The 26,433-nt window shown below is 52.1% G+C and carries 25 protein-coding genes and 1 riboswitch; of the genes, 13 read left to right on the top strand and 12 right to left on the bottom strand.

Features of this window, described 5'->3' with window-relative positions:
- The 7 genes from ugpA to QFZ34_RS07780 form a co-directional block, all read right to left on the bottom strand.
- Complete coding sequence (gene ugpA / locus QFZ34_RS07810; protein WP_115052504.1) at positions 1 to 891, bottom strand: sn-glycerol-3-phosphate ABC transporter permease UgpA; 891 nt, start codon at positions 889 to 891, stop codon at positions 1 to 3.
- 66 nt (positions 892 to 957) lie between these two features.
- A complete protein-coding gene (gene ugpB, locus QFZ34_RS07805) occupies positions 958 to 2,268 on the bottom strand; it encodes a sn-glycerol-3-phosphate ABC transporter substrate-binding protein UgpB (RefSeq protein ID WP_115052505.1) in 1,311 nt (436 codons plus the stop codon).
- Positions 2,269 to 2,414: 146 nt separating this feature from the next.
- Positions 2,415 to 3,014 (bottom strand): bifunctional nicotinamidase/pyrazinamidase, encoded by a 600-nt coding sequence (gene pncA / locus QFZ34_RS07800; RefSeq protein WP_307279283.1) that lies wholly within the window; start codon positions 3,012 to 3,014, stop codon positions 2,415 to 2,417.
- A 51-nt stretch (positions 3,015 to 3,065) separates the two neighbouring features.
- Positions 3,066 to 4,226, bottom strand: a complete 1,161-nt coding sequence (nagA, locus tag QFZ34_RS07795; protein ID WP_307279279.1) for an N-acetylglucosamine-6-phosphate deacetylase — start codon at positions 4,224 to 4,226, stop codon at positions 3,066 to 3,068.
- Positions 4,223 to 5,233: an SIS domain-containing protein gene (locus QFZ34_RS07790; protein WP_307286169.1), complete on the bottom strand. Its 1,011-nt coding sequence runs from the start codon at positions 5,231 to 5,233 to the stop codon at positions 4,223 to 4,225. Before QFZ34_RS07790 ends, nagA begins: the two co-directional genes overlap by 4 nt.
- Before the next feature lie 14 nt (positions 5,234 to 5,247).
- Positions 5,248 to 6,036, bottom strand: a complete 789-nt coding sequence (locus QFZ34_RS07785) for a GntR family transcriptional regulator (RefSeq protein WP_115052508.1) — start codon at positions 6,034 to 6,036, stop codon at positions 5,248 to 5,250.
- Positions 6,029 to 6,916, bottom strand: a complete 888-nt coding sequence (locus tag QFZ34_RS07780; protein ID WP_307279273.1) for a glucosamine kinase nucleotide-binding domain-containing protein — start codon at positions 6,914 to 6,916, stop codon at positions 6,029 to 6,031. Before QFZ34_RS07780 ends, QFZ34_RS07785 begins: the two co-directional genes overlap by 8 nt.
- A 198-nt stretch (positions 6,917 to 7,114) precedes the next feature.
- Here QFZ34_RS07780 and QFZ34_RS07775 point away from each other — a divergent pair, with 198 nt between their 5' ends.
- The 8 genes from QFZ34_RS07775 (at position 7,115) to QFZ34_RS07740 (ending at position 15,978) form a co-directional block, all read left to right on the top strand.
- Positions 7,115 to 8,026, top strand: coding sequence for an N-acetylmuramic acid 6-phosphate etherase (locus tag QFZ34_RS07775; RefSeq protein WP_307279270.1), 912 nt, complete (start codon positions 7,115 to 7,117; stop codon positions 8,024 to 8,026).
- A gap of 54 nt (positions 8,027 to 8,080) precedes the next feature.
- The gene (locus QFZ34_RS07770; protein ID WP_115052511.1) at positions 8,081 to 9,340 is read left to right on the top strand and encodes an ABC transporter substrate-binding protein; all 1,260 of its coding nucleotides are present in this window, start codon (positions 8,081 to 8,083) and stop codon (positions 9,338 to 9,340) included.
- A 206-nt stretch (positions 9,341 to 9,546) separates the two neighbouring features.
- Positions 9,547 to 10,434 carry a carbohydrate ABC transporter permease gene (locus tag QFZ34_RS07765; RefSeq protein ID WP_307286166.1) on the top strand — a complete coding sequence of 296 codons (888 nt, stop codon included), beginning with the start codon at positions 9,547 to 9,549 and terminating at the stop codon, positions 10,432 to 10,434.
- A gap of 10 nt (positions 10,435 to 10,444) precedes the next feature.
- Complete coding sequence (locus QFZ34_RS07760; RefSeq protein WP_307279263.1) at positions 10,445 to 11,284, top strand: carbohydrate ABC transporter permease; 840 nt, start codon at positions 10,445 to 10,447, stop codon at positions 11,282 to 11,284.
- Positions 11,281 to 12,342 carry a Gfo/Idh/MocA family protein gene (locus QFZ34_RS07755; protein WP_115052513.1) on the top strand — a complete coding sequence of 354 codons (1,062 nt, stop codon included), beginning with the start codon at positions 11,281 to 11,283 and terminating at the stop codon, positions 12,340 to 12,342. The genes QFZ34_RS07760 and QFZ34_RS07755 overlap by 4 nt, the downstream gene beginning before the upstream one ends.
- A 27-nt stretch (positions 12,343 to 12,369) precedes the next feature.
- Positions 12,370 to 13,371, top strand: a complete 1,002-nt coding sequence (locus QFZ34_RS07750; protein ID WP_115052514.1) for an ABC transporter ATP-binding protein — start codon at positions 12,370 to 12,372, stop codon at positions 13,369 to 13,371.
- Positions 13,372 to 13,472: 101 nt separating this feature from the next.
- Positions 13,473 to 14,534, top strand: a complete 1,062-nt coding sequence (gene mgrA, locus QFZ34_RS07745; RefSeq protein ID WP_307286163.1) for an L-glyceraldehyde 3-phosphate reductase — start codon at positions 13,473 to 13,475, stop codon at positions 14,532 to 14,534.
- Positions 14,535 to 14,667: 133 nt separating this feature from the next.
- Entirely contained in the window at positions 14,668 to 15,978 is a 1,311-nt protein-coding gene (locus QFZ34_RS07740) for a UDP-glucose dehydrogenase family protein (protein ID WP_307279257.1), read from the top strand.
- 8 nt (positions 15,979 to 15,986) lie between these two features.
- Here QFZ34_RS07740 and QFZ34_RS07735 read toward each other — a convergent pair whose 3' ends face one another.
- The 4 genes from QFZ34_RS07735 to QFZ34_RS07720 form a co-directional block, all read right to left on the bottom strand.
- Positions 15,987 to 16,307: a lipid-A-disaccharide synthase N-terminal domain-containing protein gene (locus QFZ34_RS07735; RefSeq protein ID WP_115052516.1), complete on the bottom strand. Its 321-nt coding sequence runs from the start codon at positions 16,305 to 16,307 to the stop codon at positions 15,987 to 15,989.
- Positions 16,308 to 16,389: 82 nt separating this feature from the next.
- Entirely contained in the window at positions 16,390 to 18,039 is a 1,650-nt protein-coding gene (locus tag QFZ34_RS07730; RefSeq protein WP_307279254.1) for a thiamine pyrophosphate-binding protein, read from the bottom strand.
- Positions 18,036 to 19,223: a CaiB/BaiF CoA transferase family protein gene (locus tag QFZ34_RS07725; protein ID WP_115052518.1), complete on the bottom strand. Its 1,188-nt coding sequence runs from the start codon at positions 19,221 to 19,223 to the stop codon at positions 18,036 to 18,038. Before QFZ34_RS07725 ends, QFZ34_RS07730 begins: the two co-directional genes overlap by 4 nt.
- Positions 19,220 to 20,161 (bottom strand): alpha/beta fold hydrolase, encoded by a 942-nt coding sequence (locus QFZ34_RS07720; protein WP_307279250.1) that lies wholly within the window; start codon positions 20,159 to 20,161, stop codon positions 19,220 to 19,222. Before QFZ34_RS07720 ends, QFZ34_RS07725 begins: the two co-directional genes overlap by 4 nt.
- A 484-nt stretch (positions 20,162 to 20,645) precedes the next feature.
- Here QFZ34_RS07720 and ettA point away from each other — a divergent pair, with 484 nt between their 5' ends.
- The 3 genes from ettA to bluB all read left to right on the top strand — a co-directional run bounded on the left by ettA (position 20,646) and on the right by bluB (position 24,012).
- Positions 20,646 to 22,295: an energy-dependent translational throttle protein EttA gene (gene ettA / locus QFZ34_RS07715; protein WP_115052520.1), complete on the top strand. Its 1,650-nt coding sequence runs from the start codon at positions 20,646 to 20,648 to the stop codon at positions 22,293 to 22,295.
- Positions 22,296 to 22,394: 99 nt separating this feature from the next.
- On the top strand, positions 22,395 to 23,003 hold the full coding sequence (locus QFZ34_RS07710) for an MOSC domain-containing protein (protein WP_307286160.1): 609 nt from the start codon (positions 22,395 to 22,397) through the stop codon (positions 23,001 to 23,003).
- A gap of 26 nt (positions 23,004 to 23,029) precedes the next feature.
- Positions 23,030 to 23,222: riboswitch (cobalamin riboswitch) on the top strand.
- Between the two features lie 46 nt (positions 23,223 to 23,268).
- Positions 23,269 to 24,012: a 5,6-dimethylbenzimidazole synthase gene (bluB, locus tag QFZ34_RS07705; protein ID WP_115052522.1), complete on the top strand. Its 744-nt coding sequence runs from the start codon at positions 23,269 to 23,271 to the stop codon at positions 24,010 to 24,012.
- Here bluB and QFZ34_RS07700 read toward each other — a convergent pair.
- The gene (locus QFZ34_RS07700) at positions 23,945 to 24,262 is read right to left on the bottom strand and encodes a DUF2293 domain-containing protein (RefSeq protein ID WP_307279245.1); all 318 of its coding nucleotides are present in this window, start codon (positions 24,260 to 24,262) and stop codon (positions 23,945 to 23,947) included. The genes bluB and QFZ34_RS07700 overlap by 68 nt on opposite strands.
- Positions 24,263 to 24,390: 128 nt before the next feature.
- Here QFZ34_RS07700 and QFZ34_RS07695 point away from each other — a divergent pair, with 128 nt between their 5' ends.
- Both QFZ34_RS07695 and metF read left to right on the top strand, forming a co-directional pair.
- Positions 24,391 to 25,398, top strand: a complete 1,008-nt coding sequence (locus QFZ34_RS07695) for an ArsR/SmtB family transcription factor (RefSeq protein ID WP_115052524.1) — start codon at positions 24,391 to 24,393, stop codon at positions 25,396 to 25,398.
- Entirely contained in the window at positions 25,398 to 26,324 is a 927-nt protein-coding gene (metF, locus tag QFZ34_RS07690) for a methylenetetrahydrofolate reductase [NAD(P)H] (RefSeq protein WP_115052525.1), read from the top strand. The genes QFZ34_RS07695 and metF overlap by 1 nt, the downstream gene beginning before the upstream one ends.
- The last annotated feature ends 109 nt before the right edge of the window (positions 26,325 to 26,433 follow it).

Below are 26,433 nucleotides of genomic sequence, written 5' to 3'. Positions count from 1 at the left end.
TCAGCCGTAATGGACTTTGCGCTCGACATAGCGGAATTGTACCGCTGTCATAGCAATGACAATTACCATCAGAATAACGGATTGCGCCGCCGAGTCGCCAAGGATCAGGTTGACGAACCCGTCATTGTAGACCTTGTAGACCAGAGTTTCTGTTGCTTTTCCCGGACCGCCCCCTGTAACGGCATGAATGATGCCGAACGTATCGAAGAAGGCGTAAACCGTATTAACGACCAGCAAGAAAAATGTTGTTGGCGCGAGAAGCGGGAATATAATGGTCCAAAAACGCTTTGTTTCTCCGGCGCCATCAATGGCCGCAGCTTCGATCAGCGATTTAGGAATGGACTGCAGGCCCGCAACGAAAAACAGGAAATTGTAGCTAATCTGTTTCCAAGAAGCGGCAGCAACGACAAGCACCATCGCCTGATCACTATTAAGCAGCGGATCCCAATTATATCCCGTCGAGCGAAGGAGATATGCCAATGTACCCATTGAGGGGTTGAATAGAAACAGCCAAAGCATGCCGGCAATCGCAGGAGCTACGGCATAGGGCCATATCAGCAATGTCCGGTACACGCCTTTGCCACGTATGACTTTATCGGCCATCACCGCAAGCAACAGTGCAAAGGCCATGGCAATCAAGGCCGTGGCAATCGAGAATATCACAGTCACCTGAAGGGAGTTCAGATAATTGGGATCGTTCAGAACGCGTTTGAAATTGGCTAGCCCGACAAATTGCGTCGACAATCCAAATGGATCCTCCCGCAATACGGACTGCTGAATGGCTTGCGATGCAGGCCAGTAAAAAAAGACGGCCGTGATTGCCAACTGAGGTGCCAGCAGAAGGTAGGGCAGAAACTTGTTGGGAAAAGTGACACGCGTTGACGATGCCATGATGCCTCGCTTTAAACAAAGCCCGCCCGTATGAGATTATACGGGCGGGTATCTTTGACGGCTTAGTTACTGGCCAATGGCCTGCTTGATTGCTGCGTTGCCACGCTCAACGGCCTTATCAAGTGCCTGTTGAGCGGTCTGCTTGCCAGCGAGCATGTTCTCGTATTCTTCGTTCAGAATATCGCGGACCTGCGGCAGGTTTACGAGACGAACACCCTTTGAGTTTTCGGTCGGTGCCTTGCCCATCATCTGCTTGATCGGAATTTCACGAGCAGGATTCTTTTCGTAGAATCCGGATTTCTTCGTGTCTTCATAGGCAGCCAGCGTAACTGGCAAATAGCCCGAAACCTGATGCAGCCTTGATTGGATTTCAGTCTTAGACAGGAAGTTGAAGAAGGCAGCCACACCTTTGTACTGTTCGTCTGATTTGCCGGCAAACACCCAGAGGCTCGCGCCGCCCGGTATGGTGTTTTGTGGCGCGTTTTTGGATTCCGGTTCATAAGGGAGCTGACCGGTACCATAATTCATGCCGGACTTGATGATGTCGCCAAGGCCGCCCGACGAATCATTGTAAATGCCGCATTCACCAGACGTGAATAGCTGCTTGGCTTCAGATGTGCGTCCGCCATAACGGAACGTGCCATCTTTCGCCAGATCAGCAAGTTCCTGGAAATGCTTGACGAAAAGAGGCGAGTTGATCTTCAGCTCAACATCGACGCCGCCGATGCCATTTTCATTGCTGCCCCAGGAAATATCATTCCATGCAGCATAATTTTCTGTATGAATCCAAGTCATCCAAGCTGTTGTGTAACCACAATTAGCGGCGCCGCTTGTCTTGATTTTCTTCGCAGCTTCCCAAACTTCTGGCCAAGTTTTTGGAGGAGTATTCTCATCCAAACCAGCCTTTTTGAATATATCTTTGTTGTAATAGAGGATTGGCGAAGAGCTGTTATAGGGGAATGACAGCATAGTGCCGTCCGGCTTTGAATAATAAGCCACGATGCCCGGCAGATAGAGGCTCTTGTCAAACTTGGTTTCGCCCATCGAAAGGATGTCGGCAACTGGTTTGATCGCGCCTTCCGCTCCCATCATAACGCCTGTACCGGCATCAAAAACCTGAAGGATATCTGGAGCTTGTTTTGCACGGAAGGCGGCAATGCCAGCATTGAGCGCTTCCGGATAGGTACCTTTGAACACAGGCACAACTTTGTATTCGCTTTGGCTTTCGTTGAACTCTTTTGTCAAAGCCTGCACGACTTCGCCGTTGGCGCCAGGCATTGCATGCCACCAGCTGATTTCGGTAACAGCAAACGATGCAGATGATGAGGCCAACAAAATGCCGAAGGCCACGGTGAGTTTGGTGCCGTGATTAGTCATTATAATCTCCCATAGTGAGGCGTCGTCTTTAGCGCGCTTGGGCTAAGTATCCTCATTATGTGACAGAGAAACAACAGTTATTTGACTTTGGGCAAATGATGCAGGTCAGCCTGTGGAAAAAATGCGCAGCTGTTCACTTTTTTGCTCTAAATCAGCGTGACACCGGCTTTGCGCATTGTGATGGTCATTGCTGCGAGCGAACCACCAAGATCGATTGCCCGGCAAGAGTCAAGTAAGACTTCTGCGGAAAATCCTTGGGCGGCGGCATCAAGGGCGGAGTAAGCCACACAATAATCTGTAGCGAGACCCACAAGCGTCACATGAGTGATTCCACGCTCTCGCAGATAACCAGCAAGGCCAGTTGGCGTCACATGGTCGTTCTCATAAAATGCCGAATAGCTGTCAATGTGCGGGCGAAAGCCTTTTCGAATGACAAGCTCGGCTTTTGTCCATTCCAGATCAGGATGAAAATCGGCGCCATTTGTGCCCTGTATGCAATGATCCGGCCAAAGAGTCTGCTCGCCGTAGGGCATGGCAATGGTTTCAAAGGGCGCTTTTCCTGGATGGCTTGATGCGAAGCTCGAATGAGCTGGTGTGTGCCAGTCCTGCGTCAGGATAACTCTGTCGAAGCGGAGTATCAGCTTGTTGATGATCGGAACAATTTCGTTGCCACCAGACACGGCTAGGGCACCGCCTTCGCAAAAATCGTTCTGAACATCGATGACGATCAATGCGTCCTTGGCCATGATGCACTCCTGTAGAATGGCGTGGAGTCTATGGTCAATTAGAGCCGGACGTCAACGCGCATAGTGAAGGTCACCGCCAATCCAGACGTGATCAACGTCAAGATTCTCAGTTAAATGGACAATATTTGCCTCATAGCCCGGCAATAAGCGGCCATGAGTGTGATCAATGTGAATACTCTGGGCAGGATAAAGCGAGGCCATGCGCAATGATTCATCAAGCGTAAGCCCCAATTGCTGGTGCACGAAGCGAACGGCCGAGATCATATCAAGATCGGCACCAGCAAGTGTGCCGTCTTCAAGCGTCAGGCGGCCACCGGCGCGCGTTATGGTTCTGCCGTTAAGGGTGAATGACGTGATATCCGTGCCTATTGTAGACATCGCATCAGTCACCAGAAATATCTTCGCCGGGCCTTGTTTGGCTCGCAGCGCAATCGACATGGACGCTTTGTCGACATGAAAACCATCGGCAATCAGTCCGGCTGACAATTCTCCCGATTGCAAAGTCGCACCGACAACGCCCGGGCTGCGGTGACCAAGCTGGCTCATTGCATTGAAAAGGTGCGTGACCATGGATGCGCCAGCCGCTTGCGCAGCCAAGGCTGTTTCATATGATGCCCCGCTGTGACCAAGGCTAACAATGACGCCTGCGTCGACCATTGCCTTGATTTTTTCCGGCGATACCGTTTCGGGGGCGACGGTGGTGAGAAGTACCGGAATCTCCTGAACAGCTTCGATAATTGCAATCAAATCTGCATCGTCCATAGGCCGGATCAGCTTGGGATCGTGCGTGCCTTTGTGGCTAACAGACAGATGAGGGCCTTCGAGGTGGAGACCAATAAACCCAGCGACTTTTTCCTGTGCCGCTGCTTTACTCGCCGCAATAGCCGCTGCCGTCGTTTCCGGCGTATCTGTAATCAGCGTTGGCAGCAGAGCAGTTGTGCCAAAAGCAAAATGTGCATCGCAGATGGTCCGGATAGCGTCGATACTCGGCCCGTCATTGAGCAATACCCCGCCACCGCCATTCACCTGAACGTCGATGAACCCGGGTACAAGTTTTCCCCCGTTCATCTCAACCCGGCGAATATCCGCAGTTAGAACGCTTGTAGCTTCGATGCTTTTAACTGTGCCGTGTTCCACAACCAGTGCGGCGTTTTCGTGCCAGTTTTCTCCATCGAAAATGACGGCACCGGTAATGGCGTAGACGGTACTCATATGGTCTCCGTCACTTTTCGCAAGTGAGGCGGTTCATCGGGATTAAAGCCACGGCTACGGGCAAACCCTTCTACAAATGCGTAGAATGAAACGAGCAGCGCCAGCGGATCGGTGAGTGGATGCGATGTAGCGACAAAGGGCAGGGCCGTTGCCTTTGACGGCTTGTTTGATGTCAGGAAGACAGCAGCACCCTGATCGGCAAGACGATCGGCGGCATCGACGAGCGATGCTTCTGCGGCGTCCCTTGCGGCAAGCACCAAAACTGGAAAGCCTTCGCCGACAATTGCCTTTGGCCCATGCATCACTTCTGCGGCGCTGTATGATTCCGCGTGAACACCGCTGGTTTCCTTGAATTTCAAGGCAATCTCATTGGAAATGGCCAGAGAAGGTCCGCGCCCAAGAATAAAAAGCGAGTTTTCGTTTTCCAACGCCGCTGCGAATGGCGACCAGTCGCACATCACGGCCTTCGCCATTGCCGAAGGAAGGTCATCGATGGCAGCAAGCAGCTTTTGATCGTTGGTCCAATGCCCGATCAAAGCAAGGCCTGCAACTGCGGAACTCACGAAGGATTTTGTCGCCGCAACACTACGCTCTGGACCGGCAAGTATATCAATTGGCAGATCGCTTGCATTGGCAAGATCGGAATTAATTACATTTGTAATTGCGATGGTAAGTGCGCCGCTTTTGCGCGCTGCCTTTGTCATGCTGACAATATCGGGGCTCTTGCCGGATTGCGAGATGGACAAAGTGGCCGCGCTACCCAGTTTCAAGGTTATGCCGTAAATGGAAGCGACCGATGGCCCAAGTGATGCAACTGGAATACCTGCCGTTAACTCGCTGGAATATTTCAGGAATGCCGTGACATGGTCTGACGACCCCCGTGCTATGGATGCCAGAAATGGTGGATTTTTTTCGCGCAGCTTTGCACCAGCTGCGGCAAGCGTGGCGCGGGAGCTATCCAGAAAACGAGTTGTCACGTCGGGAATCGACAATATCTCTTCCCGCATCAATGTTGCCTTGTTCAAAGTACTGCTCCTGATATTTCCGAACTGTCGCCGAGTTTCAGCTCAGCAACAAACTCATAGGCGTCTGCGCGATAAATGGACCGGGTGAACTCAATCACTTTTCCCGAATCAAGATAGGAGATTCGCTCAATATTCAAACTGGCCGAACCGACAGGAACCTCAAGCAATTTTGCATCGTTCTCTTTAAGTATTGCCGCCGAGATACGCTGTATCGCGCGAACGGGACGATTGCCGCTGGCGGCCAGCACTGCATAAAGCGACAGAGTAACTAGTTCCGGATTGGGCAAAACATGCACGGACAAAGCGGCTCTCTCGATTGCCATAGGCGTATCATTGGCAACACGCAGGCGGCTGATCCGGGATACTCTTTCGCCAGAAGTCAGACCCAGCGTCACCATTTCCTCAGGCGAGGGTACATAGATGCCACGATCAAGCCATGTCGAGCGAACAACCATGCCTCGCCGCGCCATATCTTCCGTAAATGATGTCAGATGTGTCAGCGATTGCTCTACCCGAGCAGAGCGAGGTGCGACGAATGTGCCGGAGCCGTGACGCTGTATGAGTAAACCATCACTCACCAAACCCTGAACGGCTTTGCGAACAGTTACGCGAGAAATATCGGCAATTGCGGCAAGCTCGCGTTCCGGCGGCAATGCGTCTCCGGGTTTCAGTAAGCCATCAAGCACGGCATTTTCAATTAGCCGCTGCAATTTTACATAAAGAGGGCCACCGGCAATCGATCCGTCATTGAGGGTCGGAAGAATATTAATCAGGCCGTCAGACATGAATATACTCCGCCGATTTTGAAGCGAAATTCAAAACTGCGAGTTGCACCGCTCCGGCAAGAGCGTCGTTCAGCGGTTTTTGCAGCTTCTCTTGATAGCGCGCTGACAGGCGCTTTTCATAGAGCGGACCAAGGCCGCCCAGAAGGGAAAGGCGTGTCTGTCGTGCTGACATGATAGTGTCGAGACCCTGCTCAATCTGGTCTATGGCGATTTGTAGGATAGCAAGAGCAACCGCATCTTCGACGGCAGCATAGTCGAAGATTATCGGCACGAGCGTTCCGAAGTCGCTCGGAGTTGCCGCATGCGCAAATCGTACAATGTTATGCGGGTTGTTTTCATAACGCTGCATGACGGCTTGTGTAAGTTCGGATGCAGGGCGGAAACGATCATATGCTAAAAGCGTTTCCTCGAGCAGATGTCGACCTAAACGTGCGCCGCCGCCGAGATCGCCGACCTTGAATCCCCAACCGCCCGCGAACTGGACCTTATCTCCTTCGCGCGCAATAAAGAGCGAGCCCGTTCCCAGAATGACGACTGTACCGTCATTATTGCCTATTGCGCCCTGAAGCGCGATCAAGCCATCTGATAAAACCAATGCATCCTTGAACGGGAGTGAGGCTTTCAAGTTTGCAGCGTTGTCGCCAACATTTGCGCCGGCGAGCCCCAACACTGCGGACAGAGAACCTACGTGTGACTTATCGATGCCTGCGCTGGCAAATGCAGCATCGGTGGCGTCCATTATATTGCCGCGCGCCATATCCATATCGGTCATGACATTGGCGGAGCCGCTCTTGCCTATACCAAGGATGCGGCCGTTCAGATCAGCCAATGCCGCTCTGCAACCTGTTCCACCGCCATCGATTCCTAGGAGATAAGTCACGACAAATAGCCCTCCGTAAATAGAATACCAATAAAGTACCAATAGCCAAGCGTTAATTTACGTATTTTCAAATTTTTCTATAATGCATTGTTATATATGCATAAAATTACACCGATGCAAATGACTGCAGGATTTTTTTAAGATTTACTGGACAAGTGGTATTTTTTTGGCATTAATTATAAAAACGAGGAGAGCAGAGTGGAACCTAGCCGCACCGAGCAACGCAATGATAGAGCGACCGGTCTTGACGAGAAGTCGCCGGACGTTGTTGTACGTTTGCTGCTTGATGCGCAAATCGCTGCTGCAGAAGTCGTCGCCAATGCGTTGGAACCAATTGCGGAGGCGGCACAGATCGCTGCTGAAACCATTTCGGGTGGCGGCAGGTTGGTATATGCAGCTGCAGGAAGTTCAGGTCTCATGGCTCTGGCCGATGCGCTGGAAATTCCTGGCACCTATGGTATCGCCCCGGACAGGATTGTCATTCTGATCGCTGGAGGTATTGCCAGCCTTAATCGTCTTGCCGGAACCTATGAGGATGACGTTAGTCAAGCTGCCAAAGACATCGCCGAGGCAAGCTTGAGGGCAGGCGATTGTCTGATAGCGGTGTCGGCAAGCGGTACAACGCCTTATGCTCTGGCAGCAATTGACGAAGCCAGGAAGCGCGGGCTTAAAATCATTTCGATTGCCAATAATCGTAACGCACCGATCTTTGACGGTGCTGATGTTGCCATTGCATTGGAAACTCCGGCGGAAATGGTCGCGGGGTCGACCAGGATGGGTGCCGGTACGGCGCAGAAAATCGCCCTTAATTTGTTATCTACCCTGATGGCGATCCATCTTGGGCATGTGCATGACGGCTACATGGTCAATCTGGTGGCGGACAACATTAAATTGCGCGAGCGGGCGGTTCGGATTGTCTCGGCAATAAGCGTTTGCGATCCGGGTGAAGCTGCAAAATGGCTTGATGCAAGCGGAGGCTCAGTAAAAGAGGCGGTACTACTCGCTGCCGGCGCAAAAGATGCGAACAAAGCAACAAGGATTCTCGAAAGCAATCAACAGAGGCTTCGCCCGGCGCTTTCGGAACTGAAAGAGATCCTTGGGTCCCGCTAGGGGCCCGGGCTCTCATTAACGGCACTACTCATGAGGGTGCAACAGGAGACTAAAATGGGAAGCAAGACACTAAAATCACTGCTAATGGCGACAAGCATCCTGGCAACAGCCGGTTTTGCTCATGCCGCTGATACCGAGCTTACAATTGAAAGCTGGCGTACGGATGATCTTGCCATCTGGCAGGAAAAGCTGATCCCAGCGTTCGAAGCAAAGAATCCCGGCATCAAGGTTAAGTTCGCGCCAACACCGCCCACCGAATATGATGCCGCCCTTGGTGCGCGTTTTGATGCAGGCAGCGCTGGCGATATCATCACTTGCCGTCCGTTTGACAAGTCGCTTGAACAGTTCAAACGCGGCAATCTCGCCAGCCTCACTGATCTCCCCGGCATGAAAAATTTCTCCGACGTTGCCAAGGCTGCGTGGACGACTGACGATGGCAAGGACGCATTCTGCGTACCAATGGCCTCGGTTATTCATGGGTTCATCTACAACAAGGATGCCTTTGATAAGCTTGGCATTGCTATTCCGACGACCGAAGCTGAATTCTTTGCAGCGCTAGACAAGATCAAGGCCGATGGCACCTATATTCCAATGGCAATGGGTACCAAAGACCTTTGGGAAGCCGCAACCATGGGCTACCAGAATATCGGCCCGACATATTGGAAGGGTGAAGAAGGCCGCGCCAAGCTGATTAAGGGCGAGGAAAAGCTGACGGACGCCCCTTGGGTCGAGCCTTACAAGGTTTTGCTGAAGTGGAAAGATTATCTGGGCGACGGTTTTGAAGCTCAGACCTATCCGGACAGCCAGAATCTGTTCACCTTGGGTCGTGCTGCAATCTATCCAGCTGGTTCATGGGAAATTGGCCTTTTCAATACGCAGGCTCAGTTCAAAATGGGGGCATTCCCGCCACCCGTGAAAAATGCTGGCGATGCATGCTACATCTCGGATCATAACGATATTGGCGCGGGTCTGAACGCCAAGAGCAAACATCCGGAAGAAGCGAAGAAGTTCCTCGATTGGGTCGCTTCACCCGAGTTCGCCGACATCTATGCCAATGCGCTGCCTGGGTTCTTCAGCCTGAACTCGACGCCGGTAAAGATGCAGGATCCATTGGCGCAGGAGTTCGTTTCCTGGCGCGAAAAGTGCAAGCCAACGATCCGTTCAACTTACCAGATATTGTCGCGCGGCACACCTAATCTCGAAAACGAGACATGGGTAGAATCTGCTAACGTGATCAATGGTACCGACACGCCTGAAGCAGCAGCCAAGAAGCTGCAAGACGGTCTGGACAGCTGGTACAAGCCTGCCAAATAAGCACTGATCATAAACGGGGCATCGCCTGATGCCCCGTTTATGCTTTGAGTAAAACGTCGATTATTCGACTTGATGGTTTTCCACGGCAGTCGCACGCCGTTTTATGATGCGGCCAAAACCAAAAGCAGGGGTTCTGTTATCCATGAGCACAGTCGAGCAAGCATCGGCCGACCGCCGGCAACGATAAGCGTCCTTGGCGCTGGCACATATTGGTATTTTTGACACCAGCTTTGCTCGTCTACACGGCGGTGATGATCCTTCCGCTCATCGAAACACTGCGTCTTTCGCTGTTCAACGTCAAAGATGGCCAAAGCGTCTTTGTGGGCTTGGACAATTTTGCTGTGCTGTTTGGAGATCCGCGTTGGGCGGCAAGCTTCTGGAACGCACTGAAGAATAACTTCATCTTCTTTTTCATTCACATGGTCGTGCAAAATCCAATCGGGGTTGCATTGGCAGCGCTTCTATCCGTGCCAAAATTGCGCTTTGGTGCCTTCTACCGCACCGCTTTGTTTCTGCCGACGCTGCTTTCATTTGTCATTGTCGGGTTTATCTGGAAGCTCATTCTTTCACCGATATGGGGCGTCTCGCCATTCCTTTTGGATTTGATTGGCCTCAAATCACTTTTCTCGCCATGGCTCGGTAAGCCCGGTTCAGCATTGATTGCGGTGTCACTGATTTCAGTGTGGCAGTATGTCGGCATACCGATGATGTTGATTTACGCGGCGATGCTGAACATTCCGGACGAAGTTCTGGAAGCAGCAGAGTGCGACGGTGTTACCGGATGGAGCCAATTCTGGAAGATCAAGCTTCCGCTGATATTGCCCTCAATCGGCATCATCTCGATCCTTACTTTTGTGGGCAATTTCAACGCGTTCGATCTGGTTTATACCGTGCAAGGTGCACTGGCAGGGCCGGATGGAGCGACCGATATTCTCGGAACGTTGCTTTACCGTACATTCTTTGGCTTCCAGCTTCAGATCGGTGACAAGTCCATGGGCGCAACCATTGCGACGGTGATGTTCCTCATCATCCTCTCTGGCGTTTGCCTCTATCTGTTTGCCATTCAGCGGCGCATGCGCCGGTATCAGTTTTAGGATTGCGATCATGGCAAAAACCACGACATCCCCAGTTCGGACCGGTCTCGTCCACCTCGCGTTGATAACTTACACGCTTATCGCGTTATTCCCCGTGTTCCTGACTGTCATCAATTCTTTCAAGGATCGCGCCTCTATTTTCCGCGATCCTCTGGGGCTACCTACTCCATCGGTTTTCAGTCTCGTTGGTTATGAAACAGTGCTGAAGCAAGGCGATTTCACACTCTATTTTCAAAACAGTTTTATCGTTACCGCTGTATCGATCTTTTTCGTTCTGCTGTTTGGTGCGATGGCTGCTTTTGCATTGTCGGAATATCGTTTCCGCGGCAACACCCTGATGGGACTTTATCTTGCACTTGGTATCATGATCCCAATTCGGCTGGGCACAGTAGCGATCCTGCAGGGAATGGTAGCGGCCGGTCTGGTGAATACGTTGACCGCGCTCATTCTGGTTTATACTGCACAGGGTCTTCCACTAGCCGTATTCATCCTTACTGAATTTATGCAAACGGTTTCCGATGATTTGAAGAATGCCGGACGTATCGACGGCCTTTCGGAATATTCCATATTCTTCCGTCTTGTTTTGCCGTTGATAAGGCCAGCCATGGCAACTGTCGCTGTCTTTACCATGATACCGATCTGGAACGATCTCTGGTTCCCGCTGATCCTTGCGCCCAGCGACGCGACCAAGACGATTACGCTTGGCAGTCAGGTCTTTATCGGTCAGTTCGTGACTAACTGGAATGCTGTTCTTGCTGCACTTACTCTGGCGATTGTGCCGGTGCTTGTCCTTTACCTTATCTTTTCGCGGCAGTTGATCCGCGGCATCACAGCAGGAGCCGTGAAATGAGCGAACAAAAGCCGATCCGCGTTCTTGTTGCCGGGCTTGGCAATATGGGCCGCAGTCATGCGCTCGCCTACCATAATAATCCGGGATTTGAGATCGTTGGGTTGGTAAACAGATCTGTCGTGCCCTTGCAGCCGGAACTTGAAGGGTACACGATTCACCAATCATTTGAGGCAGCCTTGGCGGAACTCAAACCGGAACTGGTGTCCATCAATACCTATTCCGACAGCCATGCAGACTATGCTGTGGCGGCAATGAAAGCGGGGGCGGATGTCTTCGTTGAAAAGCCATTGGCTACAACAGTTGCCGATGCGGAGCGTGTGGTAGCTGCCGCCAAGCAATATGGCCGTAAACTGGTGATTGGTTACATATTGCGCCACCATCCGTCATGGGTTCGGCTGATTGAAGAGGCCCGAAAACTCGGCGGACCTTATGTTTTCCGGATGAATCTCAATCAGCAATCCAGTGGTGCAACTTGGAACACGCATAAGGCGCTTATGCAGACAACGTCTCCAATTGTCGATTGCGGCGTGCACTACCTCGATGTGATGTTGCAAATCACCGATGCAAAGCCGGTTCAGGTACGCGGCATGGGCGTGCGGCTATCGGATGAGATTGCGCCAGACATGTACAATTATGGTCATCTCCAGGTTCTGTTCGATGATAGGACTGTGGGGTGGTATGAGGCCGGCTGGGGTCCGATGATTTCGGAAACCGCCTTCTTCGTGAAAGACGTCATATCTCCCAATGGTTGTGTCTCCATCGTGATGGATCAGAATGCCAAATCAGATGACATCGATTCCCATACCAAGACGTCAACGATAAAGTTGCACTCAGCAGCAATGGATGCAGATGGTCGTTTTACCAAGCAGGACGAATTGCTGAATATGGCTGGTGAGCCTGGCCATCAGGAGCTGTGCGATCTTGAGCAAGCCTATGTCCTCAAGGCAATCCGGGAAAATATTGATCTTACACGTCACATGCAGGATGCGGTGCGCTCTTTGAGCGTGTGTCTTGCAGCCGACGAAAGCGTTCGTACCGGTCAGCCAGTAAACCTATAAATTTATCCAAGAAACGGGAACAAGACATTGGGTTCTTTGAAGATCGAAAATATCGTTAAGTCTTTTGGCCATGTGGACGTACTGAAAGGTATTGACCTTGAGGTAGAGGACGGCGAGTTCGTCATTTTTGTCGGACCATCGGGCTGCGGTAAATCAACGCTGCTGCGTATCATCGCTGGTCTGGAAGACGCGACGGCTGGCGAAATTCTTATTGATGGCAAGAAGGTCAATAATACGCCGCCAGCCAAGCGGGGCATTGCGATGGTATTTCAGACCTATGCGCTTTATCCACATCTGTCGGTTCGCGACAATATGGGTCTTGGGTTGAAACAGGCCGGAAAACCCGCAGACGAAATAAAGGAGCGCACCAAAGTCGCATCCTCCATGTTGTCGCTTGACGATTATCTTGAGCGTCGTCCTTCAGAGCTTTCAGGCGGGCAACGCCAACGTGTTGCTATCGGGCGTGCCATAGTGCGCGAGCCCAAGCTGTTTCTTTTTGATGAGCCATTGTCAAATCTTGACGCGGCCCTACGCGTAAATACACGATTGGAGATCGCTCGACTTCATCGCCAACTTAAGGCGACCATGATCTATGTGACACATGATCAGGTTGAGGCAATGACGCTCGCCGATAAGATCGTCGTGCTGAACAAAGGTAAGATCGAGCAGGTAGGTTCGCCTATGGAGCTTTATAATGCTCCGCAGACCGTATTCGTTGCCGGCTTTATCGGATCGCCGCAGATGAACCTGATTGACGCGGCAAAGCTTGGCCATACCGATGCGAAAACTATTGGTATTCGCCCGGAGCATATTCAGGTCAGCAGCACATCTGGAGAATGGAAGGGCTCGGTCATCCATGTCGAACATTTGGGTGCTGATACAATCATCTATCTCCAAACGGACTTTGGACCTTTGACGGTCAGACTGTTCGGAGAGCATCAGTACGAAGTTGATGGCATTCTATATGCAACCCCAGATGCCGGGCGCACTTATCGCTTTGACAACGAAGGACAGGTCATCAAATCGTGACGATTCATGTCATGACATCATAGACTGTTTGGGTCATAGTCGCCGCCGCGCAGAGTCTCTTCGTGCGCGGCATACTTATTGACGAGAACAGGATCGATGTTATGGGCTATATCCCGGATTCCAAGCGCTACGACACTATGAAGTACAATCGCTGTGGTCGCAGCGGCCTAAGACTGCCAGCGATTTCTCTCGGCCTTTGGCACAATTTCGGCGATGACACACCCCATAATCTCAAACAGGCAATTTGCCGTCAGGCATTCGATCTCGGCATTACCCATTTCGATCTTGCCAATAATTACGGACCACCTCCCGGTTCTGCCGAGACAGCTTTTGGCGAAATCCTGCGTACGGATTTCAGAGCCCATCGCGATGAGTTGATTATCTCTTCCAAGGCAGGATATGGCATGTGGCCAGGCCCCTATGGCGAATGGGGTAGCCGGAAATATTTGATTGCCAGCTGCGACCAGAGCTTGAAGCGTCTGGGCCTCGACTATGTCGATATTTTCTACTCCCATCGTTTCGATCCAGATACGCCGCTTGAAGAAACGATGATGGCCTTGGACCATATTGTGCGGTCTGGCCGCGCTCAATATGTTGGGCTTTCCTCGTATAATTCTCATCGCACGCGCGAAGCGGCTGCCATTCTTGAAGAACTTGGCACGCCATGCCTTATTCACCAGCCAAGCTACTCCATGATTAACCGCTGGATCGAGGAAGATGGTTTGGTTGATACTTTGGAAGATCTGGGAATTGGCTCGATTGTATTTTCGCCGCTGGCTCAAGGAATGCTGACAGACAAATATCTCAAAGGTGTTCCTGAACAGAGTCGTGCTGCACAAGGAAAATCACTCAATCCTGACTTTCTTAGCGATCAGAATATCGCCAATATCCGTTCACTAAACGAGATTGCTTCGCGCCGCGAACAAACGCTCGCTCAAATGGCGTTGGCGTGGGTTTTGAGGAAAGGTCGTATTACGACGGCTTTGATTGGTGCGAGCAAGCCGCAGCAGGTCATTGATTGTGTAAAAGCGCTCGACAATCTTGAGTTCAGCGACGAGGAGTTGGCTCAGATTGATACCTATGCGAACGATGCCAATGTCAATCTTTGGGCTGCTTCGGCCGAACGCAAAGGGCCAGAGCGCAAGCCGGTCAAATTGGACTGACACGTCAGACAGAACAATGCTTCGGCGGCGGAGTAGGTCGCCGGGCATGTAAGCAATTGGCAGAACGCGCCAATTGTGCGAAATGTCTGCGGCAGAACAGAAATAGCCTGAACAAGCGGAATGGAACTTTTCAATGAAGATTGCGATGATCGGGACCGGATATGTCGGTCTGGTGTCGGGAGTGTGCTTTGCCGAATTCGGCTTCTCTGTCACATGCGTTGATAAAAACCCGGCTATTGTCGAGCGCTTGCAGGCGGGCGAAGTTACCATTTTCGAACCTGGCCTCGATGAATTGCTTGCGCGCAATGCGCGCGACGGCCGCCTGACATTTACCACCGAACTCGCTGAGACAGTTGCAGATGCCGACGTGATATTCGTAGCGGTCGGAACGCCATCGAGGCGCGGCGACGGCGAAGCAGACCTGCAATATATCTACGCGGCAGCCGATGAGATCGCTGCGGCGATGAAGCCAAATGCTGTCATTGTGATTAAGTCCACAGTGGTGGTCGGCACCAATGCCATCGTGCGCGACCGCATCTCCAAGGCCCGGCCCGGTGTGCCGTTTTCCATGGTGTCCAATCCGGAATTTCTTCGTGAAGGTTCAGCAGTTGAAGACTTTCTTCGACCGGACCGCGTTGTCGTCGGTGTTCATGACGATGCGGGAGCAGCTGCCATGAAGCGCGTTTATCGTCCGCTTTATCTGCGTGAGACGCCAATGATTGTGACCACTTTGGAAAATGCTGAAATCATCAAATATGCGGCCAATGCCTTTTTGGCCATGAAGGTCACCTTCATCAACGAAGTGGCAGACCTTTGCGAAAAGACAGGCGGAAATGTGCAGGATGTTGCCCGTGCCATCGGCATGGATAATCGCATCGGCTCAAAGTTCCTGCATGCCGGTCCGGGTTTCGGCGGTTCGTGTTTCCCGAAGGACACACGAGCTTACGCTGCAACGGGACGCAAGATGAATGCGCCTCAAACGCTGATCGAACAGGTTGTCACTGTCAATGAGCAGCGCAAACGGTCAATGGCTGAGCGGATTGTTGAAGCTGCGAAAAAGAGCGGGACCAAATCGATTGCCGTGCTTGGCATCGCATTCAAGCCGAATACGGATGATATTCGGGAGGCTCCAGCACTTGATATTATTCCAGCCTTGCAGAATGCAGGTCTTGCCGTGCGGGCGCATGATCCGGAAGCGCGCAGCGCTGCCGAGCCGGCTCTGCCCGGTGTTATCTGGTGCACCTCTGCCTATGATGCGATTGAAGGCGCCGGCATTACCGTGTTGCTGACGGAGTGGAACGCATACCGCGCACTTAATCTGAAAAAAGTCTCAGAATTGATGAGCGGCAATATTCTCTTCGACCTGCGTAATGTCTTTAATGAACAGGAACTCGAAGGCTCGGGCCTTGAATATTATTCAGTCGGCAGACCGCTTGTTGGGTAAGCCACCGCTTACACATCTTGAGTGAGTGCTCGCTTTTCATTGGCGATCAGCCAAAGGTTGCGGATATAGACAAATAAACCGAAGCCTTGGCCAGCTATGAATACAGGGTCCTTGCGGACGATCGCATAGACAAAAAGCAGCGCTCCGCCAAAAAGCGAAAAAAACCAGAAGGCTACAGGCATTACGCTTTTCTTTGCTTTTTCGGACGCGAGCCACTGGACGACGAAGCGCATGGTGAAACATCCCTGAGCGAAAAAGCCCAGCAAAATCCAGGCGTCAAACTGTTCGATAAAAACCGTATGCAGCCAATTGGAAAATGCTTCGGCCATTGCTGGTCTCCATATTATTCAGGGAGGGCTTTCCCTCTCACGCGGGCTCAATATCACTGAATGACGCTCTGCACCATTGGGATTATGTGCGGTTGCGGATGTCACTCAATGATTTGGCCGGAGTGATCGCTTCCGGGTCCAAACGAATTTCGATGATCGCAGGCTTTCCGCTTTGTACCGCGCGTTGCCAAGCCCCTTCAAACTCACTGGTAGCTTCCACGGTTTCGCCATGACCACCATAGGCTCTTGCCAGCATTGCGAAGTCAGGATTGGTCAGGTCCGTGCCTGACACACGTCCAGGATATTCGCGCTCCTGATGCATGCGGATAGTGCCATAGATGCCATTATTGATGACGAGAACAATAATGGGCAGGTTGTACTTCACCGCAGTGGCGAAGTCCTGACCGTTCATGAGAAAGCAGCCATCGCCGGCGAAACATACTACCATGCGTTCAGGATGAATTTGTTTCGCAGCAACCGCCGCGGGTAGGCCATAGCCCATTGATCCTGATGTAGGGGCGGCTTGCGTTGCGAAACGGCGAAAACGATGGAACCGATGCAGCCAGGTCGCATAATTGCCGGCACCATTGGTCATGATCGCATCATCAGGCAATACTGTTTCAAGATAGGACATGATCGGTCCCATTGCGACTTTGCCCGGTCCGCTCTGTGGCGGCGTTGACCAGGCGAGATACGATTTATGCGCGATATCAGCTTGGTCCGGCCAATTGATATGAGACGGCGGGGCGAGATGCTCGACCACCTCAGCAAATGCATCTGGTGCCGAATTGATGGAAAGGGTTGGCCGGTAAACCCGCCCCAATTCATTTGCATCCGGATGGATATGGATGAGGGTTTGCTTGGGATACGGGCTGTCCATGAGTGTGTAGCCGGAAGAGGGCATTTCACCAAACCTTCCGCCTACAAGAAGTAAAACATCAGCTTCTTTCACCCGCTTGGCCAGCGCCGGATTAATGCCGATTCCGACATCGCCTGCATAGTTGGGATGTAGATTATCGAACAGCATCTGCCGCCTGAAGGAGCAACCCACGGGAAGGTGCCACTTCTCGGCAAAACGGGTGATTGATGCAACGGCATCTGCGCTCCAACGGGACCCCCCCAATATCATGAATGGTTTGGAAGCAGCCTGTAATATGTCGGCAAGCTTTTCTATGCTGGCGGCGGACGGGCCGGTTTCTACGGGTTGCCATGCTTGTGCCGTCACGGTTTCTACCATGTCCGTGAGCATATCTTCAGGCAAAGCAAGAACAACCGGGCCTGGCCGTCCGGAGGTCGCGACAGAAAATGCACGGGTTACGAATTCGGGAATACGCCGGGCATCATCAATCTCTGCGACCCATTTCGCTGTATCGGCAAAAAAGCGGCGGTACTCTACCTCCTGAAATGCCTCTCGTTCGCGGGCATCACGCTGAACCTGCCCGATGAACAGGATCATTGGAGTTGAATCCTGCATGGCGATATGTATGCCGGGTGAAGCATTCGTCGCGCCAGGTCCGCGTGTGACAAAGCAAATTCCAGGCTTTCCTGTGAGCTTGCCCCAAGCCTCCGCCATCATGGCGGCCCCGCCTTCCGCGCGGCAGATCGTTATGCCGATCTTCGCGTCATAAAGCGCGTCCAACACAGCCAGATAGCTTTCACCCGGTACGCAAAAGAGACGCTCCGCACCATTTGCGGCCAAAGCTTCAACGATCAATTCACCGCCCGTCTTCATTCGGATGCGTCCTTCAACTGTTGGAGTATATCGGCAGTGTGTTCGCCTAAGCGAGGCGAGGGCCGTGTGTAGGTCAATGGTGTTTGTGACATGATGATCGGCGTTCGCACAGAAGGGATAGAACTGCCATGGGAGTCTTCCAGGTCAAGTCGCAATTGCCGCGCCACGATCTGCGGATCGTCGAACATCTCACCAATCTTGTTGATCGGTCCCGCTGGCACCGCATTTTTGGCACAGGCGTTCAGCAGCTCAGCCCGGGTTCTTTTTGAGGTTTCCGTGCTGATGAGCGTTGTTAGTATCGTGCGATTTTCAAGTCTGGATCGGTTTGTGAGAAACCGCTCATCGCTCGCCCATTCCGGATGCTCGATGATTGAACAGAATCTGGCGAATTGCCCATCATTGCCGACGGCAAGGATCAGGTGTCCGTCAGATGTGGGAACAACCTCATAAGGGGAGATATTCGGGTGTGCATTGCCCATACGGTTCGGGCTTTTCCCCGTAGCCAGAAAATTCATTGCCTGATTGGCCATAACAGCTGACTGGACATCGAACAGCGCCATATCCACCATTTGACCTTGACCGGTCTTAGCGGCATGGGCAAGGGCTGCCTGAATGGCAATGACCGAATAGAGTCCGGTAAATACATCCGCGACTGCCAAACCTACTTTTTGAGGCTGGCCATCAGGGTCGCCCGTCACCGACATCAGGCCGGACATTCCCTGAATGATAAAGTCATAACCAGCCTGCGATGCATATGGGCCGGTCTGGCCGAAACCTGTTATTGAGCAGTAGACTAGTCTCGGGTTCTCAGTGCTTAGGCTGGCGTAATCCAGTCCGTATTTTGCCAGTCCGCCCACCTTGAAATTCTCAAGCACAACATCAGCTGTTCGGCAGAGCGCTTTTACGGTTTCTTGTCCCTCAGCGGTTGTAAAATCAACCGTGATGGAGCGCTTGCCTCGGTTGCAAGAGTGAAAATACGCTGCGGAAAGGTTCTCGCCTTCTGCGCTGGTGATGAAAGGGGGCCCCCAGCCGCGTGTCTCGTCGCCGCCGGAGGGATTTTCCACCTTTATGACATCGGCTCCAAGATCAGCGAGAACCTGTCCGGCCCATGGACCAGCCAGCACTCGGGCTAGTTCAATAACGCGTATGCCTTTAAGCGGGGCTGCCGCTTGCTCAGCAATCATCGGCTTGCCTTTGACGCTGTGCGGATGGCCCAATTGGCAAATTCGCTCATGATGAGTTCACGGTTGATTTCGTTAAGGCCCTCATGGCGCGTATCGGGATATATTTTGGTCGTAACGTCTATAAAGCCGAGCTTGCGCATTCTATGGTCCAGATGATTGACGGAAGTGCCTTGTGCTGTCGCCGGATCTTTGGCACCGCCAACGAGGTTGAAGGGTAGGTTGCGACGCAATTTACTCAACAAGCTATCCTTTGCTCCGGTGAATACCAAATCGAATGTATCACGCCACATGCTCACAGTAGGGCTCCAGCCGCAAAGGGGATCCTTCACGTACAAATCGACCTCAGCAGAATCCCGCGAGAGCCAGTCAAAATCCGTTCGCGGATTGGCTACACTGCGATTCCATTCCTGAAATGTAAGTTTTGGCAACAGCATGCTTGGGACATCAGAACCTAAAAACATACGTTCAGCCAGTAATAGGCATTGGGCGAACCTTCCCAACATTCCGGCCGAAAAATTTGCGTTCCAGACTGCAGCCGCATCCACTTTTTCTTGATGTTTGAAAACGTAATTAAGCGCGACAAGTCCGCCGAGGGAGTGCCCGAAAATGATCAGGGGTAAATCCGGATAGCGTAGGCGCGCTTCATTGTTGACCGCATCAACATCGCGCAACACGGCGTCCATTCCATCTTTTGCAGCAAAGCGTCCCGCCGGTGCGTCTTGTGCTCTCGTCAGGCCATGCCCCCGATGATCATGTGCATAAATGTGAAAACCATGCTCGCTCAGAAATCCTGCAAAACGTTTGTAACGCAAAGAATGCTCGGCCACTCCGTGATTTATTTGAATGATCCCGCGAACCTGACCCTTTGCGGGCATGTGTCGTATTGCAAGGGCTGCACCAGTACTGGTGGTCAAAACGTCGGTATCATCAAAACTCATGGCAACCTCTTTGCGAGAAGCCCAGTTGAGAGGGTGCCGTAAAATTAGTCAATGTGGAAAACAATCTACAAACTATTCTTAATTTTGGACTATTGTGCTCAATTATTAGTCAGGCGATTTGGTGTGCAATTTTATTTTGCAAAACCCCTTGCAAACCCATTAAACTTGCCGCAGAACTTTAAACCAGAAGCATATGAGTTTCGCGGGCATTGCAATTTTTCGGTGTAATCGCGAATCGGATGATGTTGTCGCAATGACGAAACGTATTTCGTCTAGTTAGTTTACATGGCCGCTACTGGGAGAAGAGGACGCTTCCTGTTGCGGCACCAGAGGGGAAACCGGGTGACGGAAATATCCGCGCCCGGTTTCGCTCGTTTGGCGAAGTCCGAAAATCATGGGCATCCATTGCCACGGCTGAGGCTTTCGCCTACATACGGCGCAAATTCATTCAAAAGAAATCCCGAGCATCGGAGTGACGCGCGTTATGGCACGCCAATTCATCTATCACATGTCCGGCCTGAACAAGGCATATGGAACCAAGAAGGTTCTTGAGAATATCAACTTGTCCTTCTACCCAGACGCCAAGATTGGTATTCTGGGTCCAAATGGCGCCGGTAAGTCTACAGTTCTGAAAATCATGGCTGGTCTGGATAAGGAATATACAGGCGAGGCTTGGTTGGCGGATGGCGCTACCGTTGGCTATCTGGCGCAGGAACCTTATTTGGATCCAGCCAAGGACGTTATGGGCAATGTCATGGATGGCGTTGCCGACAAGAAGGCCATTCTCGATCGCTACAATGAATTGATGATGAATTACTCCGACGAGACCGCCGATGAAGGCGCCAAGTTACAGGATGTCATCGATTCTCAAAACCTCTGGGACCTTGAATCGCAAGTTGAGATGGCGATGGAAGCACTTCGTTGCCCACCCGGCGACAGCGAAGTAACCAATCTTTCCGGTGGTGAGCGCCGCCGTGTTGCTTTGTGCCGCTTGCTCCTGTCACAGCCTGACCTTCTTCTGCTCGACGAACCGACCAACCATTTGGACGCTGAAACGACCGCCTGGCTTGAAAAACATCTGCGCGAATATAAGGGCTCCGTGCTTCTGATTACGCATGATCGCTACTTCCTAGACAATGTGACCGGCTGGATTCTCGAACTCGACCGTGGGCGCGGCATTGCTTATGAAGGCAATTACTCTGCCTATCTTGGTGCCAAGTCCAAGCGCATGCTGCAGGAAGGCCGTGAAGATGACTCCCGTCAGAAAGCTCTCGAGCGCGAACGCGAGTGGATTTCCGCCAGCCCGAAAGCACGTCAGGCAAAATCGAAGGCACGTATCAAGGCCTATGATGCGCTCGTTGATGCCGCTAACGACCAGCGCCCCGGCGATGCCCAGATTCTGATACCGGCGGGTGAACGGCTGGGTCAGGTGGTTATCGAAGCCGAAAATCTCACCAAGTCTTTCGGTGATCGTGTGCTGATCGAAAACCTGACTTTCAAACTGCCACCCGGCGGTATTGTTGGCATTATTGGTCCGAACGGTGCGGGTAAAACCACTCTGTTCAAGATGATCACCGGTCAGGAAAAGCCGGATTCCGGCACTATTCGCGTCGGCGAGACTGTTAACCTCGGATATGTCGATCAGAGTCGCGATCACCTGAAAGCCGACAAGAATGTCTGGGAAGAAATTTCCGGCGGAACTGACATCATCAAGCTTGGCAAGCATGAGATGAACTCCCGCGCTTATGTTTCAGCATTCAACTTCAAGGGTACCGACCAGCAGCAGAAAGTTGGAAATCTTTCTGGTGGTCAGCGTAACCGCGTGCATCTGGCCAAGATGCTTCAGTCCGGTGGCAATGTTTTGCTCCTCGACGAACCGACAAACGATCTAGACACGGAAACCTTGGCAGCACTTGAAGATGCCTTGGAAAAATATGCAGGTTGCGCTGTGATCATCAGCCATGATCGCATGTTCCTTGACCGTCTCGCGACGCATATCCTGGCTTTCGAAGGCGATAGCCATGTCGAATGGTTTGAAGGCAATTTCGAAGATTATGAAAACGACAAGATTCGTCGTCTCGGTCCCGATAGCGTCAATCCAAAGCGTCCAAGCTACAAGCCTCTGACACGCTAAATATAGATGGGGAACCGCAAGGTTCCCCGTTGTCTTTGCTGGTGTAATCGCCAGATAATTTGCCGCTTTTCTAAAGCAGGGAACTCTTTGAAGCAAATGATGACTGACCTGTTCGGTAATCGTGACGAAATAGTCCCTTCGCGTAAGGTCAGTGGTCGTGTGATCGGGCTATTTGAGGCACTCGACAGGGATTTTGTCACTTCTCCAACAGATTCACTGGAACTGACTTTTGACGGTATTGTCGGTGACTTTCACGCGGGTCAGACGCGTCGCTCTGGCGGACGTGAGCCTTGGTATCCGCGTGGCACCGAGATGCGCAACGAACGCCACCTTTCCATTCTGAGTGCCGACGAGCTTGACGAGATCGCAGCAGGCATGGGCTTGCCTCAGCTGAAAGCTGAATGGATCGGTGGAAACACGGTGATTTCCGGTATTCCATCCCTTTCGATGCTACCACCCAGATCGCTGATGTTTTTTGAAGGTGGCGTGACGTTGAAAGTCGATGGGCAGAATGCGCCCTGCAAGATTGCTGGTCGTTCTATTGCATCGCATGCGGGTACTCCTGACGAAACCACCACTGCATTGGATTTTGTACGCGTGTCCAAGCGCTCGCGGGGTATCGTCGCTTGGGTTGAAAAGCCCGGGATCATACGCGCCGGTGAAAAAGTTGATATTCGTATTCCCGAACAGTGGATTTACAGGGTCTAAGGCTTGCGCCAAGTGCCTTTTCATGGCGAATAGAAAACAGGTCCGGTGCCAGCAATTTAGACGATTGCGGAGAATCGGGAAGCCGGTGAAAATCCGGCACGTGCCCAGCGCTGTAAGGGGAAGGACCGTGCATTATGCCACGGTGGCCGAGAGGCCACAGGAAGGCGCACGGTTCAGCTGAACCCAAGTCAGAAGACCGGCCGGACCCCATAGCCCAAGCTGCGCGGACGGCGGCGAGGGCCTCAAGCGTTGTTAGGAGCAAACAATGCACGAAGCTTTTGATAGTCCGGTTCCAGCGGGTGATTTTACTGACGATGAGCGTGCGGCCGTTTATAAGGCGATTTATACCCGGCGAGACGTCCGCGATCAGTTTTTGTCAAAACCGATCGCCTATGATGTTTTGATGCGATTGCTCGATGCGGCGCACCATGCTCCATCTGTAGGCTTCATGCAGCCTTGGAACTTCATCACAATTCGCGATATGGCCCGCAAGAGGCAAGTGCACCGCGCTTTCGCCAAAGCCAACGAGGAAGCCAAGGCCCTGTTTCAAGATGAACGCCGGGCGCTGTATGCCTCTCTCAAATTGGAAGGCATCCTTAAAGCGCCGGTCAATTTATGCATCACCTGCGACCGGACACGCGGTGGAACGGTCGTGCTCGGTCGCACCCACAACCGCCAGATGGATGTCTATAGCACCGTTTGTGCAGTCCAAAATTTGTGGCTTGCTGCCCGTGCTGAAGGTATTGGCGTTGGCTGGGTGAGCATCTATCACGACAATGACATGCGCCAAATATTAGGTATTCCGGATCACGTTGAGATTGTTGCCTATCTATGCCTGGGCTATGTCGACGAGCTTTTTGATGCACCGGAGCTGGAAAAAAAGGGCTGGCGCAAAAGAATCCAATTACAGGACCTTATTTTTGAAGAAGGCTGGGGCCAGCTCAGCTCGGATCTTCCTCATCCGGATCCAGAAGACGTGTCGCCCGCCATTCCGTCAGTTTGCGATTAATCGCATCAAGCACGAAGAAACGAGCGGACTCTTTGTCATAGCCTTCGTCGCGCAGCGCATCATAGTCTGTATGTTGATGCCGCACATGGGCAATAGCGGCCAACCATACGGCAATCGGCGGCGGCAAGGTCTTCATATGGGGCGCACCTGCGGCCGCGCGTATTGGTTCCGAATCGGAGTAGGGAACGGCGGGTAAAAGCAAGGTCAGCGCTTTGTTGATTGAACGCTGACGGTTCGTTCCTGCACTCATTGATGTCTTTCTAATTTGATTCTGGCGCCTATTTCAGACGCGGCAGAAATTGTCGTCAATGGCAAAAACCTCTTGCCAATCGTCGCGTCATGACATAAACATATCTTTATATCTTTTGAGGATTGGTTATGGACCGGCACAATCTTAATCTCGACCTGATGGTTGATACGTTGAAAGCGGCAGCTGAGCCTAGTCGGCTACGCATTCTTGCTTTGTTGTCGCGTGGTGATCTAACCGTTTCCGACCTCACATCCATTTTAGGACAATCTCAGCCGCGAGTGTCACGACATCTGAAATTGCTCTTTGAAGCAAGTCTTATCAACCGCTATCAGGAAGGCTCCTGGGCCTATTTCCGTTTGGCGGAATCATTGATTGTGGGAGATATTGCCCGTTCCCTGCTAGATCGCCTGGATTGTTCTGATCCCCTGCTGGAGCGTGACCTTGAACGTCTTTCCTCTGTGAAGCTTCAGCGCCGTGAACGTGCGGCTGCCTATTTTAGCGCGAATGCTTCAAGCTGGGATGCTATCCGCTCGTTGCATGTTCCAGACGGCGCTGTGGAAGAGGCCCTTACCAAGATCATAGGTGCAAGACCGTTTCAAGCGATGCTCGACGTCGGTACGGGTACCGGGCGCCTGCTTGAGCTCTTTGCTCCGCTCTACTTGCGCGGTGTCGGTATCGATATCAATCGCGACATGTTGACGATTGCCCGGTCAAATCTTGAGAAGTCCGGCATTGCCAACGCGCAAGTCCGTCAAGGTGACGTCTATTCCTTGCCGGTAGACAGAGAGTCTTTCGATCTGGTGACAATCCATCAGGTCTTGCACTTCCTTGATAATCCGGCCGAGGCCATTCGTGAAGCTGCGCGTGCCTTGCGTCCTTCCGGCCGAATGTTGATCGTCGATTTTGCTCCACACGAACTTGAATTTCTACGCGACAGACATGCCCATTTGCGCCTCGGTTTTCATGACGGACAGATTAAAGACTGGCTGACGGAAGCCGGACTGACGCTGGAACAGAGCATGGAATTACAACCAAAAGATAAAGACAAACTGACTGTTAAATTGTGGCTGGCACGCGACCCACGCTTGCTAATTGCCGATCCTGTTTCAACCTCCCGCGTTACGGAGAGTGTCTAATGAGTTTTTTCCGCCAATCCCGCCGTGCCGATCTTGGTAGCAATATCAAGGTTTCATTCGAGTTCTTCCCGCCAAAGACCGAGGTGATGGAAGAGCGTCTCTGGGAGACTGTAACGCGTCTGGCTCCGCTTAATCCCGAATTTGTCTCTGTGACATATGGGGCAGGTGGCTCCACTCGTGAACGCACAGCCCGCACGATCAAGCGCATCTTAACCGAAACCGATGTGAATGCAGCGGCACATTTGACCTGTGTTGATGCCACGAAGGAAGAGGTGGACACGGTAATCCGCGAATTTGCCGCCATGGGTGTCAATCGCTTTGTCGCCTTGCGCGGCGATCCGGCAAGCGGCGTAGGTGCTCATTACAAACCGACGCCGGGTGGGTATGAAAACGGTGCCGAACTTGTCGCTGGATTGAAAGCTTTCGCTGACTTCGATATTTCGGTTTCTGCATATCCCGAAAAGCATCCCGAGAGCCCGGATTTTGCTACCGACATCGATATGTTGAAGCGCAAGGTCGATAATGGCGCGACGCGTGCCATCACGCAGTTCTTTTTCGAGAACGACCAATATGAGCGCTATGTTGAAAAGGTGCGTCGTGCCGGAATCTATATTCCGATTTTGCCTGGTATACTTCCAATCCATAATTTCACCCAGGTTACCAATTTCTGCTCCAAAGCTGGTACTCACATACCTACATGGCTGGCAGAGCGGTTTGATGGATTGCAGAATGACGAGCAGACTCATGCTCTGGTAGCTTCAGCCGTCGCAGCGGAACAGGTTCTTGATCTGGTCGAACGTGGCGTGCAGGATTTCCATTTTTACACGATGAACAGGGCTGATCTCGCCTTTGCGATCTGTCATCTCATTGGTATTCGTCCGGAAGCTGTAGCACTCCAATCCAATCTGGCCGGTGCAGCAGCTTGATAACAGCTTGTTAAAAGTGAAACGGCCCGGTTGCTATAACCGGGCCGTTTCTTTTGTTTCACTCACTTAACGGTCAGAGACCATATCCGTAGCGCTCATATTTCAATTC

The sequence above is a fragment of the Phyllobacterium ifriqiyense genome (assembly GCF_030817885.1).
GTDB lineage: Bacteria > Pseudomonadota > Alphaproteobacteria > Rhizobiales > Rhizobiaceae > Phyllobacterium > Phyllobacterium ifriqiyense.
Note: the sequence above shows the minus strand (reverse complement) of the source record. Positions and strands in the feature narration are given on the sequence as shown.

Excerpts from the sequence above, each read along its gene's own strand:
- ugpA (WP_115052504.1), bottom strand. The coding sequence starts at position 891 with ATGGCATCGTCAACGCGTGTCACTTTTCCCAACAAGTTTCTGCCCTAC.
- ugpB (WP_115052505.1), bottom strand. The coding sequence starts at position 2,268 with ATGACTAATCACGGCACCAAACTCACCGTGGCCTTCGGCATTTTGTTG.
- pncA (WP_307279283.1), bottom strand. The coding sequence starts at position 3,014 with ATGGCCAAGGACGCATTGATCGTCATCGATGTTCAGAACGATTTTTGC.
- nagA (WP_307279279.1), bottom strand. The coding sequence starts at position 4,226 with ATGAGTACCGTCTACGCCATTACCGGTGCCGTCATTTTCGATGGAGAA.
- QFZ34_RS07790 (WP_307286169.1), bottom strand. The coding sequence starts at position 5,233 with ATGCGGGAAGAGATATTGTCGATTCCCGACGTGACAACTCGTTTTCTG.
- QFZ34_RS07785 (WP_115052508.1), bottom strand. The coding sequence starts at position 6,036 with ATGTCTGACGGCCTGATTAATATTCTTCCGACCCTCAATGACGGATCG.
- QFZ34_RS07770 (WP_115052511.1), top strand. The coding sequence starts at position 8,081 with ATGGGAAGCAAGACACTAAAATCACTGCTAATGGCGACAAGCATCCTG.
- QFZ34_RS07760 (WP_307279263.1), top strand. The coding sequence starts at position 10,445 with ATGGCAAAAACCACGACATCCCCAGTTCGGACCGGTCTCGTCCACCTC.
- QFZ34_RS07755 (WP_115052513.1), top strand. The coding sequence starts at position 11,281 with ATGAGCGAACAAAAGCCGATCCGCGTTCTTGTTGCCGGGCTTGGCAAT.
- mgrA (WP_307286163.1), top strand. The coding sequence starts at position 13,473 with ATGGGCTATATCCCGGATTCCAAGCGCTACGACACTATGAAGTACAAT.
- QFZ34_RS07740 (WP_307279257.1), top strand. The coding sequence starts at position 14,668 with ATGAAGATTGCGATGATCGGGACCGGATATGTCGGTCTGGTGTCGGGA.
- QFZ34_RS07735 (WP_115052516.1), bottom strand. The coding sequence starts at position 16,307 with ATGGCCGAAGCATTTTCCAATTGGCTGCATACGGTTTTTATCGAACAG.
- QFZ34_RS07730 (WP_307279254.1), bottom strand. The coding sequence starts at position 18,039 with ATGAAGACGGGCGGTGAATTGATCGTTGAAGCTTTGGCCGCAAATGGT.
- QFZ34_RS07725 (WP_115052518.1), bottom strand. The coding sequence starts at position 19,223 with ATGATTGCTGAGCAAGCGGCAGCCCCGCTTAAAGGCATACGCGTTATT.
- QFZ34_RS07720 (WP_307279250.1), bottom strand. The coding sequence starts at position 20,161 with ATGAGTTTTGATGATACCGACGTTTTGACCACCAGTACTGGTGCAGCC.
- ettA (WP_115052520.1), top strand. The coding sequence starts at position 20,646 with ATGGCACGCCAATTCATCTATCACATGTCCGGCCTGAACAAGGCATAT.
- QFZ34_RS07710 (WP_307286160.1), top strand. The coding sequence starts at position 22,395 with ATGACTGACCTGTTCGGTAATCGTGACGAAATAGTCCCTTCGCGTAAG.
- bluB (WP_115052522.1), top strand. The coding sequence starts at position 23,269 with ATGCACGAAGCTTTTGATAGTCCGGTTCCAGCGGGTGATTTTACTGAC.
- QFZ34_RS07700 (WP_307279245.1), bottom strand. The coding sequence starts at position 24,262 with ATGAGTGCAGGAACGAACCGTCAGCGTTCAATCAACAAAGCGCTGACC.
- QFZ34_RS07695 (WP_115052524.1), top strand. The coding sequence starts at position 24,391 with ATGGACCGGCACAATCTTAATCTCGACCTGATGGTTGATACGTTGAAA.
- metF (WP_115052525.1), top strand. The coding sequence starts at position 25,398 with ATGAGTTTTTTCCGCCAATCCCGCCGTGCCGATCTTGGTAGCAATATC.